Below are 13,662 nucleotides of genomic sequence, written 5' to 3' on the forward strand. Positions count from 1 at the left end.
AAAACATTTGACATTGGAAAATCTTGATTGTATAATATCTGTAACAAATTAAAAGTTATTATTAATAGGAGTTGAATATTATGAAAGTTAGACTGATAACTGATTCAGCATGCGACTTATCAATAGATTATGTACAAGAGAACAATATAGAAGTAGTACCATTAACAGTTAATATAAATGGAGAATTTATACCAGATGATTTAGGACAGACGTTAAAACATGAAGATTTTTATAAAATGATTAAAGAAGGAGCAATGCCATCTACAGCACAGGTGAATGTTGGAGATTTTTTTGAGGTGTTTAAAAAGTGTGTAGATCAAGGGGACGCTATAATATATATAGGATTATCTTCTAGTTTAAGTGGGACTTATAATAGTTCAACAATAGCAAGACAAATGATATTGGAAGAAAATCCAAATGCAATTATACATGTTATTGACTCACTAAGTGTGTCAGTAGGAGAGGGATTATTAGTTTATCATGCAAATGAAATGTTAAAAGATGAAGTTAGTATAGAGAGTGTTGTAAATTTTGTTGAAGAAAATAAAAGGAAGATTATCCATGCTATAACAGTTAATGATTTAAATCATTTAAAAAGGGGTGGACGTATTTCAGGTACAGTAGCAGCTGTAGGCAGTTTACTTGGAATAAAACCAACCCTTAAAATAGATGATGAAGGAAATGTTATTCCAGGAGATAAAATAAAGGGAAGAAAAAAAGCATTAAAGTATTTAGTTCAAGAATTAAAAGAAAAAGCAATAAATCCAGAAGAGCAAGTTATTTTTATATGTCATGCAGATTGCTTAAGTGAAGCTGAAGATGTAAAAAAAATGATACTTGAAGAAGTTAAGGTTAAGGATATATTAATTAATTCTATAGGAGCAGTAATTGGAACTCATGGAGGTCCAGGAACTTTAGCATTGGTATTTAAAGGAGATAAGAGGTAATAATATTAAAAAATGAAAGCTATGATAAACATAGCTTTTATTTTTTTATAAAATTTTCATCGTATAAGACTCACATATTTAAAGGATTTGGAATAGTTTAATGTATAATTATGTATAAAAAGTAAATTGAATAAAGTATTGACAAGTAAAAACTAAAGAGTATAATTGAAATAAACATATCGGAATAGTAGGAATAAATGCAATGATGAAGAGAGTAGTATAATAATAGTGTTTGCAGAGAGAAGGAAATGGTGAAAGCCTTTAGCGTTATATTATATGAAGTGCACTTCGGAGTATAAAATGTGAAATATATAGTAGCATTTTAACGGAACGCCGTTTATAGCGTAATTTATTAAGGTGGAACTATGTTCAATTAGAGTGGAACCGCGGAGGATAACTTCGTCTCTTATTTAAGTTAAGAGACGAAGTTTTTTTATTACTTAAAATTAATTACTTTCAGAATTGGAGGGATTTTATGGAGCTTGATTTAAACTTTATCATTAGTAGCTTACCTAATTTTTTAGAAGCTGCATTTATAACATTCGAACTAGCTATTATATCTATTATATTATCTATTCTAATTGGATTATTAATAGAAGTAGCAAGATATTTTAATTTAAAATTTATAAATGTTGTATCTAAGATATATATAGAATTTTCAAGAAATACACCACTATTGATACAAGTATTTTTTCTTTATTATGGATTAACTAAATTTGGAATAAAGATAAGTGGTTTTACTTGTGGAGTTGTAGGTCTATCATTTTTAGGTGGAGCTTATATGGCAGAATCATTTAGAGGTGGAGTAGATGCAGTATCAAAAGCTCAAATAGAAAGTGGTCAAGCAATAGGATTAAGTAAAAAACAAATATTAAGGCATATTATTTTCCCTATAAGTTTTTCTGTATCAATTCCATCTATAGCTGCTAATTGTATATTCTTAATAAAAGAAACATCTATTATTGGATCAATAGCAGTTGCAGAGCTTATGTTTGTTACAAAGGATGTTATAGGAATGTATTATAAAACAAATGAGGCTTTATTATTAGTTGTAATATTCTATCTTATAATATTACTTCCTATTTCAATAATTAGTAGAGTTTTAGAGAGGAGGTTAAGATATGGAGAGTTTGGGCAGTAATTTAATTTTTAACTGGGATAACATGAATAGGCTTTTAGAAGGATTACTTGTAACATTAAATGTTGCTTTTGTATCAGTTATTTTATCTACTATATTAGGAATTATATTTGGAATAGTTATGATTAGTAAAAGAAAAGTAGTAAAAATTATTTCAACCATATATCTAGAAAGTATAAGGATAATACCATTAATGGTATGGCTTTTCATATTCTACTTTGGAGTACCAACTCTTCTAGATATTCATTTGGATTCAATATATGTTGGATATATAGTTTTTACATTATGGGGTACAGCAGAAATAGGTGATTTGGTAAGAGGTGCAATTACATCTATTCCTAAAATATATTATGAATCAGCAATGGCTTTGTCTTTAAATAAAATAAAGACTTACAGATATATTATAATTCCAATAAGTATAAGACGAGTTCTTCCTGGGATTATAAATTTAAGTACAAGAATGATAAAAACTACTACTTTAATGACTTTGATTGGAGCAGTAGATTTAGTTAAAGTTGGACAGCAAATCATAGAAAGAACAGTTTTAACAGAGCCATTAGCTTCATTTTGGATTTATGGATTAATGCTTATAATTTATTTTCTAATATGTTTTCCAATATCCTTAGGAGCAAAGGCATTAGAGAAAAAGTTAAACTAGGAGGGATTTTATGAGTGAAGAAATATTACTTAAAGTTAATAATATAAAGAAGAACTACGGAGAAATTAATGCTCTAAAGGGAGTTGACTTAGAAATTAAAAAGGGGGAAGTAGTAGTTATTCTAGGACCTTCAGGTTGTGGTAAAAGCACATTTTTAAGATGTTTAAATGGCTTAGAAAATATAGATGAAGGAGAAATAATTTTAAAGAATTATGGAGTTTTAGGGAAGGAGGTAGAATTTGAAAAGGTAAGAGGAACTATAGGAATGGTTTTTCAAAGTTATGAATTATTTCCTCATATGAATGTTATAAATAATATTTTACTTGGACCAACTAAAGCTCAAAAAAGAGAGAAAGAAGAAGTAATTAAACAAGCAGATGAGCTGTTAAATAGAATTGGACTATTTAATAGAAAGTATGCTTATCCTAGAGAGTTATCAGGTGGTCAAAAACAAAGGATAGCAATTGTAAGAGCATTGTGTATGAATCCAGAAATAATACTTTTTGATGAAGTTACAGCTGCGTTAGACCCGGAAATGGTTAGAGAAGTTTTGAGGGTTTTACTAGAATTAGCACAAAATGGAATGACTATGGTTATAGTTACTCATGAATTAGAATTTGCAAAAAATATAGCAGATAAGATTGTTTTTATGGAGGAAGGTAATATCATAGAAATATCTTCTCCAGAAAAATTTTTTTCAAATCCAAAAACAGAAAGAGCAAAAAGCTTTTTAGCTTCATTTGATTTGTATAAATAATAGCTGTTTTAGATGAAAATGTATAACAGCACTAAATAATAAAAAGAAAGGGGTAAATAAAATGAAAAAAATATTGTCATTGATTTTAATACTAGTAATAGCAGTAGGAGCATTAGTTGGATGTGGATCAAAAAAAGGTGAAAGTAAATCAGCAATAGATGAAATTAAGAAAGCTGGTAAAGTAAGAATTGGGGTATTTAGTGATAAACCACCATTTGGATTCGTTGATGAAAAAGGAGTAAATCAAGGATATGATGTTTATTTAGGAAAAAGGATAGCTAAGGATTTATTAGGAGATGAAAGCAAAGTTGAATTTGTATTAGTTGAAGCGGCAAATAGAGTAGAATATTTACAATCAAATAAGGTAGATATAATACTAGCTAACTTTACTGTAACACCTGAAAGAAAAGAAAAAGTAGATTTTGCGAGCCCTTATATGAAAGTTGCTTTAGGTGTAGTTTCACCTGATGGAAATCCAATAAAATCAGTAGATGATTTAAAGGGTAAGAAACTAATAGTAAATAAAGGAACAACAGCAGAAAATTACTTTACAAAGAATTATCCTGATATTGAATTAGTTAAATTTGAACACAATACTGAGGCTTTTGCAGCATTAAAAGACGGAAGAGGAGCTGCTTTAGCACATGACAATACTTTATTATTTGCTTGGGCTAGAGAAAATAATGGGTTTACAACGTATATTTCAACTCTAGGAGAAGAAGATACAATTGCACCGGCTGTTAAAAAGGGAAATGAAGAGTTATTACAATGGATTAACAAAGAGATAGATAATCTCATTAAAGAAGGATTCTTTAAAGAAGCATTTGATAAGACTTTAGTACCGGCTTATGGGGATACTGTAAAACCAGAAACAGTTATTTTTGGTTCTAATTAAGTTAAATTAATTATTATACTTTTTAATATAATTTAATATAATTTAAAAAAATATATAAATTGTTTTAAAGGGACTCTTCTGCAAGAAGAGTCTCTTTAAACATATCAATAAGAAAACTTACTATAGAAAATACTTAGAAAATTAAAAAAAATATTAAGAAAAAATGTTGACAACCTTTTCAGTAGTAGGTATAATAAAAATATAAAGTAAGTAAACCAGTTTACCAAACTAATTAAATAGTTTGACTCAAGGATGGGATTATTAATAATAAAGATGTTAATAATTCGATTCATTCCAAAAAAATGAAATAGAATGCTATTTAGTTGAAGAAAAAAGTTGAAATTATGAGATTAGATTTGTTGACAGCTATAAGAATGGGATAATTTTCGACAATATAAAACCGGTTTACAAAATGTAGATTTAACTTTCAATTATAGGTATAAAATAGTGATATTCAAACTAAGATAATTATTACGGGGGAAGTCATGATAAAAGAAATAAATGTTGAAGAAATTAAGAAAAGAGAAGAGTTTCTTAATACAGAACTTCTAACAAAAGAAGAAGTAGAAAAAGCAATAGAAAACGTTATAAAACAAATTGATGCGAACATGGAATACTTTAAAGAAAAATTTCCATCATCAGCAACTAAAGATAATAAATATGGAATTATAGAAAATATAGAGTGGACAGATGGTTTTTGGACAGGTTTACTATGGTTAGCTTATGAACATACTGGAAAAGAAAAATATAGAAAATTAGCAGAGAAAAATGTATTATCATTTAAAAATAGAGTTGATAATAATATAGAAATAGATCACCACGATTTAGGATTTCTTTATTCACTTTCAACAGTTAGTGCATATAAATTAACTGGATCAGAAGTAGCTAAAGAAGCATCTATAAAGGCAGCAGATAAGTTAATCTCAAGATACCAAGAAAAAGGTGAGTTTATTCAAGCTTGGGGAGACCTTGGAAGTAAAGACCACTATAGATTCATAATAGACTGTTTATTAAATATACCTTTACTTTACTGGGCATCTGAAACAACAGGTGATAATAAGTACAGAGAAATGGCAGATAAACATTTTGTAACTTCTTGTAATAATGTTATAAGAGATGATGCATCAGCATTCCATACATTCTATATGAATCCGGAGGATGGTAAACCGGTTAAAGGAGTTACAAGACAAGGATATAGCAATGATTCAGCTTGGGCTAGAGGACAAGCGTGGGGAATATATGGTATTCCACTAAACTATAGAAATGCTAAAAACCCACACAGCTTCAATTTATATAAGGGAATGACAAACTACTTCTTAAATAGATTACCAAATGATAACGTTTGTTATTGGGATTTAATATTTGGAGATGGAGACAATCATTCAAAAGATTCTTCAGCAGCAGCAATAGCTGTTTGTGGAATGCACGAAATGGGAAAATATCTTCCAGAAGTAGATAGTGATAAAGAAGTATATAAATATGCAATGCATAATATTTTAAGATCACTAATAGAAAACTATACTAATTCTGATGTTCAAGAAGGAAAACCAGTATTACTACATGGAGTTTACTCATGGCATTCAGGAAAAGGTGTAGATGAAGGAAACATATGGGGAGATTACTACTACTTAGAAGCGTTAATAAGATTTTATAAAGACTGGAATTTATATTGGTAAGAGAAGGAGAAATTAAAATGAGCGTAAATATTGAAATGATGAGAATTGATGAAAGACTAGTACACGGACAAGGACAAATGTGGTTAAATGCATTAGGCGTTAATACTGTAATAGTTGCTAATGATGAAGCTAGCGAAGATAAAATTCAACAAACTTTAATGAAGACAGTAGTATCAAAATCAATTGCTATGAGATTTTTCTCAGTGCAAAAAACATGTGACGTTATTCATAAAGCATCACCACAACAAAAAATATTTATAATATGTAAGACACCAGCAGATGCATTAAAACTTATCGCAGGTGGAGTGCCAGTTAAAGAAATAAACATTGGAAATATTCACAACTGTGAAGGTAAACAACAAGTAACTCGTTCAATATTCTTAGGAAAAGAAGATAAGGCTGCACTAAAAGAATTATCAGTTAAACATGGTATAAAATTCAACACTAAGACAACACCAAGAGGTGACGATGGTGCACTACAAGTAGATATTACAAAATTCTTAGACTAATATTTTCAAAGTGAACTATGCTTTACTCTAGTAAAGTATATAAATAAATAAATAAAAATGGAGGTATAAATATGGAAATTACATTACTTCAATGTACTTTGATTGGACTTTGGACTGCATTCTGTCTATCAGGTATGTTACTTGGAATTTATTCAAATCGTTGTATTATTTTATCTTTCGGAGTAGGAATTATTTTAGGAGATATTCCAACAGCATTAGCTATGGGAGCAGTATCAGAAATAGCTTTCATGGGATTTGGTGTTGGTGCAGGTGGAACAGTGCCACCAAACCCAATGGGACCAGGAATAATAGGTACATTAATGGCAATAACAATGAAAGATCAAGGAATGGATCCAGGTACAGCACTTGCTCTATCATTCCCATTCGCAGTTGCATTCCAATTTTTAATAACAGCAACTTATACTTTCGCAACAGGATTAACTCAATTTGCTAACAAAGGAATAGAACAAGGAAACTTTAAGAAATTTAGATTTTCTGCTAATGCTACAATTTGGATACTTGCAATAGTAGGATTTATCATTGGATTTGCAGGAGCATTTAGTACATCAGGATTACAAGCTGTTGTAGAAATGATACCAGCTTGGTTAATAAATGGTTTATCAGTAGCAGGTAAGATGTTACCAGCAATAGGATTTGCAATGATATTATCAGTTATGGCTAAGGTTGAATTAATACCGTTTGTATTATTAGGATACGTATGTATAGGATACTTAAACTTACCAGTTATGGGAGTAGCTTTCGCAGGTGCTACAGTTGCACTTCTTGAATACTTCAGAAAAGGACACAGTAATGGTTCTGGCAACAACGACGATGAGGAGGTAGTATTTGAAGATGGAATCTAAAAGAGTTTTAAAACAAAGCGATTATATGAGAGCTTCTCTAAGAGCTTTTTACTTACAAAATGGATTTAACTACGGAAATTACCAAGGTTTAGGATATGCAAATGTTTTATATCCAGCTTTAAAGAAAATATATAAAAATAATGAAGAAGGATTAAAGGAAGCTTTAAGTGAAAACGTTGAATTCTTCAACTCTAATCCACACTTCTTACCATTTATAACAAGTCTGCATTTAGTAATGCTTGATTCAGGAAGAACTCCAAAAGAAGCTAGATCTATAAAGCTTGCTCTAATGGGACCTTTAGCAGGAATTGGAGATTCACTTTCACAATTCTGTTTAGCACCTTTATTCTCAACAATTGCAGCTGGTTTAGCACAGGATGGAATGATTGCAGGACCAATACTATTCTTTGTTGCAATGAATGCAATACTATTAACTATTAAGTTATTAACAGGTTACTATGGATACAAATTAGGTACAAGCATTATAGATACATTAAGTGAAAAAATGGCTCAAATATCATCTGTTGCTAGTATGATAGGTGTAACAGTTATATCAGGACTTGCTGTATCATTTACAAAGATAAACATTGCTTACAAATATGTAGCTGCAATGCCAGATGGTAAAGAAAAAGTAGTATCTATTCAAGAAATGTTAGATAAGATAGCGCCAGCATTATTACCAGCTTTATATACAATACTTGTATTTTACTTAATAAAGAAACGTAAATGGACAACTTATCAATTAGTTGGTTTAACAATAGTTATAGGTGTTTTAGGATCTGTACTGAAAGTATTAGCGTAATAAAGTTTAGAATTATAAAAATGATGATCCATTATTCCTAGAATACTTGGATCATTATTTTTAGAATTAGTAGGAATCACAACAGGAGGATGAGTAATGAAAATTTTAGTAGTAGGACACGGAGAATATGCAACAGGAATTAAATCTGCAATTAAGCTTTTAACAGGTGTAGATGAAGGCGTTGATGCAATAAATTTAAATGAAGAATTAAATCATGAAGATTTTAAAATTATGATAAAAGACTATGTAGAAAAAAATAATGATTTAATAATTTTTGCAGATATAACAGGTGGGGCTCCATTCCAAATAACGTCTAGAGAAATATTATTAAATGAAGCTTCAGAAAATCAATATGTAGTAGGTGGAGTTTCAGTAGCTTGTATTCTTGAAATAGTAATGAATACTATAGTTATTCCATCAGGAGATGATACTAGAAAAATAATTGATGCAGCTGTTTCAGGGGTTAGCGATATGGCATCTGTTATGTGTAGAAAGGATTTAATGGATTAATAATGAGCGATAAATTATTAGCGTTGATAGTTTTTTTTGCAGCTTATCCAGTTATGATTTCCTTAATTACACCAATAATAAATAAGAAGAAAATAAAAAAGCAAGAAACTTTAAGAGACGAATATCTTAATACCATAAAAGTAAAAGATAAAGTAGTTACTATATCAGGAATTTATGGGACTATAAAAGGTATCCATGGTAACATAGTAAAATTAGAAGTAGATAATAATGTAGAGATTGAAATAGATAAAGCAAGCATAATGGGAACTTTAAAATAGTAAGGAGTTGGGCAATATGAGTCTAAGCAATAACTTTTCGTTAGATTTTTTTGATTTAGATGGAAAGGTAGCTATTGTAACAGGTGGAAATACTGGTATAGGTATGGCTTATGCAGAAGCTTTAGCTACTGCTGGAGCAAATTTATTTGTAACTACATTTGATGATAATATTCAAGAAGTTAAAAAGAATGTTGAAGCTTTAGGAAGAAAGATAGTATTTATAAAAGGAGACTTAACAAATGGTGAGTTTAGAAATGAGGTTGTAGAATCTTGTTTAAAAGAATATGGTAAAATCGATATTTTAGTAAATAATGCAGGAACAATAAGAAGATCACCTCTATTAGAGTATAAGTCAGAAGATTGGGATGCAGTTATGAATATTAATTTAAATGCTGTTTATTATCTATCACAAAAAGTAGCCAAAGTAATGGTAGAGCAAAAGAGTGGTAAAATAATAAATATCGCATCAATGTTATCCTTCCAAGGTGGAAAATTCGTACCACCTTATACTGCAAGTAAACATGGAGTAGCAGGAATAACTAAAGCATTTGCTAATGAGTTAGCAGAACATAACGTTCAAATAAATGCTATAGCACCAGGATATATTAAGACGGCTAATACAGCACCGATTAGGGCTGATGAAAATAGAAATAAAGAAATTTTAGATAGAATCCCAGCAAATAGATGGGGAGAAGTTTCTGACTTAATGGGAACAGTAGTATTTTTAGCAAGTAAGGCTTCAGACTATGTCAATGGACATGTCTTGGCTGTTGATGGTGGATGGTTAGTAAGATGATAAATAAAGTTAAAATTTTAAATGGATTAATAAAAGATGCATTTGTATTAGTGCTTAGAACTGATACAAAAGAAGAAGGAGTATCTATTGCTAATGCAGCAATAAAAGGTGGATGTAATGTTGTAGAAGTAACATTTACAATCCCAAATGCAAATGAGGTAATTGCAGAATTATCTAAGAATAATAAAGAGGATGCAATCATAGGTGCTGGAACAGTATTAGATTCAGAAACAGCAAGAATAGCAATCCTTGCTGGAGCTAAATTTATAGTAAGTCCAAGCTTTAATAGAGAAACATCTATAATATGTAATAGATATGGGATACCATATATACCAGGATGCTTTAGTGTTAGAGAAGTGGTTGAGGCAAGAGAATATGGTTCAGATATAGTTAAGCTATTCCCAGGATCAGCTTTTAAACCTTCAATAATAAAGGATATAAAAGCACCTATAAAAGGAATTGGAATTATGGTTTCAGGTGGAATAAGCTATGATAATATGTCTGAATGGGTTTCTAATGGATGCGATATAATTAGTATAGGAAGTTCTATAGTAAATTTAAAGGATCCAGTAATTATTGAAAAGGAAACAAGAAAATATATAGAGCGTATTGATGAAATAAAAAATTAGTGGAGGAAAAAATGAAAAATATTTTAGTATTAGGTGAAGTATTATTAAGATTAACGCCTCCTAATAATTTGAAAATAATTCAAACTAATAGCTTTAATTTATATTTTGGTGGTGCAGAAGCTAACGTAGCTGTTGGACTAAGTAACCTAGGAGTAAAAACCAGAATATTAACAGCTTTACCTGGAAATGAAATTGGAAATGCTGCAAAAGCTTTTCTTAAAGCTAATGATGTAGATTGCAATCATATTGTTACAAAAGGTAATAGATTAGGTCTATATTATTATGAAGAAGGATGCTCTGCAAGAAGAGCAAAAGTTATTTATGATAGAAAGAATTCTGCTATTACAGAATTAGAATATGAAGACATAGATGTTGATAGTGTTTTAAAAGATGTAGAAGTTATACATATTTCAGGAATAACTTTTACGTTAGGTGATAAAGTTATTAATGCTGTTACTAAATTAATAGATGAAGCTAAAAAGAGAGATATTAAGATTAGTATAGACTTAAATTATAGAGCTACATTATTTAAAAGCTATAAAGAGTTTGTAGATATTGTAAAGCCTATAGTAAAGGATAGTTACTTATGTTTTGGATGGTTAAATAAAGATACAAGTAGTTATAGTGTTTTTGATGCTGCGAGTGAAGAGATTTCAGATGAAATTTTCATTGAAAACTTTAAGTATATGACGGATGAACTAGGAGTAAAGAACGTAGTAACTACATTACGCACAGGAACTCCGTATAATTATCACACATTAATGGGAATGTTGTTTGATGGAGAAAATTTATATAGATCATCAAAATATGATTTTAGTATGATATCAAGAATTGGTGGTGGAGATGCCTTCGCTGCAGGAATAATCAAGAAAATGTGTAGTGATAAATGCGCAGATCTTAATGAAGTAATAGAGTTTGGTGTGGCTACAGCTGTATTAAAACAAACTCAAATTGGGGATGTAGGTATTTCAACTGAAAGTGAAGTACTAGATCTTATGAATAATAAGAACTTAGGTAGTGTAAATAGATAAGCTATAAAATTTAATTTGAACTCCAAATTAAATTTTAAATAAAATAAAATAAAAAGCATGATCTATAGGATCAAAAAAGTAGAATAGGGATTTGGGTTATGCTCAAATCCTTATTTTCTATTATTATGTAAGGGGGAATAGATTGAAATGGATAGTAATAATGTAGAAAAATTAAAAATAAAAGTAAAAAAATATATGGTATTATATGAAAAGGAAAATGTAGTTAATTATATAAAAAATCAATGTAAAGATAGTTACAAGGAAACCTTAAAAGGCGCTAATTTATTACTGAATAATTCCTTTATCTTTGATGAAGCTTGGGATATGGAGCAATGTAAAACACCATATGTAAATAGAAAACTGGATTGGAATTATACTCCTAATGGAGATGAAGAATGGACATTTATGTTAAATAGACATGAATACATTCATAAATTAATAGTTGCCTATTATGTTGAAAATAATGATATATACATAAACAAATGTAAAGATCTAATTATGAATTGGATAGATAATAATGAGATTAAAGAAGGAAAAACTACAAGAACAATAGATACAGGTATAAGGTGTTTAAGTTGGATGTACACATTAATACATTTAATAAACGAAGATAAAATAAATGATGATGAAATACTAAAAATAGTTTTAAGTATTGTGGAACAACTTAATTATTTAAAAGATTCTTATATAGATAAATATATACTAAGCAATTGGGGAGTGCTTCAAACTACTTCTATAGTAATTTCATATTTCTGTCTTGATAATTTTATTAGCAATGATTTATTTGATTGGGCACTAGATGAGTTATATAAGCAAATTGATATTCAAGTATTTGATGATGGTTCACACTGGGAGCAATCAGTTATGTATCATGTAGAAGTACTTAATTGTTGTATTAAAGTAATTTATATGAGTGAAGTATTCAAATTTGACTTAAAGGAAGAATTTAAAAATAAAGTACATTCTATGGCAAAGTATTTAATGTATTGTGGAGGTCCTAATAGCCATCAAGAAGCTCAAGGGGATAGTGATAGAACTAATATTAGAGATGTATTAGTAAAAGCAGCTACTATATTTAATGATGGGGAGCTAAAGAAAAATGCCTTTGAAAAAATGGATTTAAGTAGTATTTTTCTTTTAGGATATGATTATAATAGAAAATATTTAAATTTAGCAGAGAAAGAAATTACTAATTTAAATAAATCCTTTGAAGATTCAGGTAATATTTATATAAGAAGTAGTTTTGAAAATGATGCTAGCTTTACTTATATTCAAAATGGAACATTAGGGAGCGGACATGGTCATTCAGACTTAGGCCATTTTTCAATTTATTATAAGGGCAAGCCTTTTATGATAGATGCAGGAAGGTACACTTATGTAGAAGAAGATCCAATTAGAGAGTATTTAAAATCAGCTAAAGCACATAATGTTTCTGTTATAGATGATATGCCTTTTGCTATTCCTAATAAATCATGGGGATATGATTTATATGCTGATGTACTAAAAAATTACTTTAGAGAAAAAGAAGAAGTGGCATATGCTGAATTACCTTATTTAGCTGAATTAAAAGATGGTACACCTTATACTGTGATAAGGAAAGTTATGATTATATCAAAAAATATATGGGTTATAGTAAATGATATAAGATGCAAGGGAAACCATGTATGTAAAAATTATTATAATTTTGATAATAATGTTATTATTCAAGAGAAAGATAGCTATATTAAATGTAAAAATGATGATACAATTATTAATGTATATAATTATAATATTGATAAGTACAGTATTAAGAAAAGCATAATTTCTAAAAAATATAATGAAATTAATAATAGTAATAAGTTAGTTACTGAAACTAATTTTATAGATAAATTGATTAATTATGATGTCATTGTAGGAGAAGAAAATAATAGAGAAATAGTAGTAAAGGATGCAGAGATAAGACAATTTAATAATAAAAATAAGATTAGTGATGATGTAGCAATAGTTAAAGAAATAGAAGTGGGATATAATGAAAGCTATGTAGTTATTATATTTAATAAAGAAACTTATAAGGGAGGAAAAGTTTATTTTTATGAAGATATTCCTGTGTATGGGAAGGGAGTAGTTATTCATAAGATAAATGGTAGACATAAAACAATTTTTCTAAAGGGATAAATAAAGTTGAATTATGAAA

Annotated in this window: 15 protein-coding genes and 1 other annotated feature; all 15 genes read left to right on the forward strand. The window is 29.1% G+C overall.

The features are described from left to right. The first annotated feature begins 80 nt into the window (after positions 1-80). The 15 genes from ACYUEX_RS02030 to ACYUEX_RS02100 all read left to right on the forward strand — a co-directional run bounded on the left by ACYUEX_RS02030 (position 81) and on the right by ACYUEX_RS02100 (position 13,643). A complete protein-coding gene (locus ACYUEX_RS02030; RefSeq protein ID WP_460286340.1) occupies positions 81-947 on the forward strand; it encodes a DegV family protein in 867 nt (288 codons plus the stop codon). A 193-nt stretch (positions 948-1,140) separates the two neighbouring features. Then, positions 1,141-1,357 (forward strand) — a binding site (T-box leader). 65 nt (positions 1,358-1,422) lie between these two features. Further along, the gene (locus ACYUEX_RS02035; RefSeq protein ID WP_460286341.1) at positions 1,423-2,088 is read left to right on the forward strand and encodes an amino acid ABC transporter permease; all 666 of its coding nucleotides are present in this window, start codon (positions 1,423-1,425) and stop codon (positions 2,086-2,088) included. Then, positions 2,069-2,743, forward strand: a complete 675-nt coding sequence (locus ACYUEX_RS02040; RefSeq protein ID WP_411170027.1) for an amino acid ABC transporter permease — start codon at positions 2,069-2,071, stop codon at positions 2,741-2,743. Before ACYUEX_RS02035 ends, ACYUEX_RS02040 begins: the two co-directional genes overlap by 20 nt. A gap of 10 nt (positions 2,744-2,753) precedes the next feature. Beyond that, positions 2,754-3,500, forward strand: a complete 747-nt coding sequence (locus ACYUEX_RS02045; protein WP_460286342.1) for an amino acid ABC transporter ATP-binding protein — start codon at positions 2,754-2,756, stop codon at positions 3,498-3,500. A gap of 61 nt (positions 3,501-3,561) precedes the next feature. Further along, positions 3,562-4,395: a cysteine ABC transporter substrate-binding protein gene (locus ACYUEX_RS02050; protein ID WP_460286343.1), complete on the forward strand. Its 834-nt coding sequence runs from the start codon at positions 3,562-3,564 to the stop codon at positions 4,393-4,395. Positions 4,396-4,880: 485 nt separating this feature from the next. Further along, positions 4,881-6,071 (forward strand): glycoside hydrolase family 88 protein, encoded by a 1,191-nt coding sequence (locus ACYUEX_RS02055; RefSeq protein ID WP_460286344.1) that lies wholly within the window; start codon positions 4,881-4,883, stop codon positions 6,069-6,071. Positions 6,072-6,088: 17 nt separating this feature from the next. Then, positions 6,089-6,580 (forward strand): PTS sugar transporter subunit IIB, encoded by a 492-nt coding sequence (locus ACYUEX_RS02060; protein WP_411170031.1) that lies wholly within the window; start codon positions 6,089-6,091, stop codon positions 6,578-6,580. Between the two features lie 71 nt (positions 6,581-6,651). Next, on the forward strand, positions 6,652-7,443 hold the full coding sequence (locus ACYUEX_RS02065) for a PTS mannose/fructose/sorbose/N-acetylgalactosamine transporter subunit IIC (RefSeq protein WP_460286345.1): 792 nt from the start codon (positions 6,652-6,654) through the stop codon (positions 7,441-7,443). Beyond that, entirely contained in the window at positions 7,433-8,245 is an 813-nt protein-coding gene (locus ACYUEX_RS02070; protein ID WP_411170033.1) for a PTS system mannose/fructose/sorbose family transporter subunit IID, read from the forward strand. The genes ACYUEX_RS02065 and ACYUEX_RS02070 overlap by 11 nt, the downstream gene beginning before the upstream one ends. Positions 8,246-8,341: 96 nt before the next feature. Next, positions 8,342-8,755 (forward strand): PTS sugar transporter subunit IIA, encoded by a 414-nt coding sequence (locus tag ACYUEX_RS02075; RefSeq protein WP_460286346.1) that lies wholly within the window; start codon positions 8,342-8,344, stop codon positions 8,753-8,755. 2 nt (positions 8,756-8,757) lie between these two features. After that, the gene (locus ACYUEX_RS02080; RefSeq protein ID WP_411170035.1) at positions 8,758-9,033 is read left to right on the forward strand and encodes a preprotein translocase subunit YajC; all 276 of its coding nucleotides are present in this window, start codon (positions 8,758-8,760) and stop codon (positions 9,031-9,033) included. A gap of 16 nt (positions 9,034-9,049) precedes the next feature. Further along, positions 9,050-9,829, forward strand: a complete 780-nt coding sequence (kduD, locus tag ACYUEX_RS02085; protein WP_411170036.1) for a 2-dehydro-3-deoxy-D-gluconate 5-dehydrogenase KduD — start codon at positions 9,050-9,052, stop codon at positions 9,827-9,829. Then, a complete protein-coding gene (locus tag ACYUEX_RS02090) occupies positions 9,826-10,458 on the forward strand; it encodes a bifunctional 2-keto-4-hydroxyglutarate aldolase/2-keto-3-deoxy-6-phosphogluconate aldolase (protein WP_460286347.1) in 633 nt (210 codons plus the stop codon). The genes kduD and ACYUEX_RS02090 overlap by 4 nt, the downstream gene beginning before the upstream one ends. Positions 10,459-10,469: 11 nt before the next feature. After that, positions 10,470-11,489 (forward strand): sugar kinase, encoded by a 1,020-nt coding sequence (locus ACYUEX_RS02095; RefSeq protein WP_460286348.1) that lies wholly within the window; start codon positions 10,470-10,472, stop codon positions 11,487-11,489. 147 nt (positions 11,490-11,636) lie between these two features. After that, positions 11,637-13,643: a heparinase II/III family protein gene (locus ACYUEX_RS02100; protein ID WP_460286349.1), complete on the forward strand. Its 2,007-nt coding sequence runs from the start codon at positions 11,637-11,639 to the stop codon at positions 13,641-13,643. Positions 13,644-13,662 lie beyond the last annotated feature (19 nt).

The organism is Clostridium sp. CTA-7 (assembly GCF_054768095.1).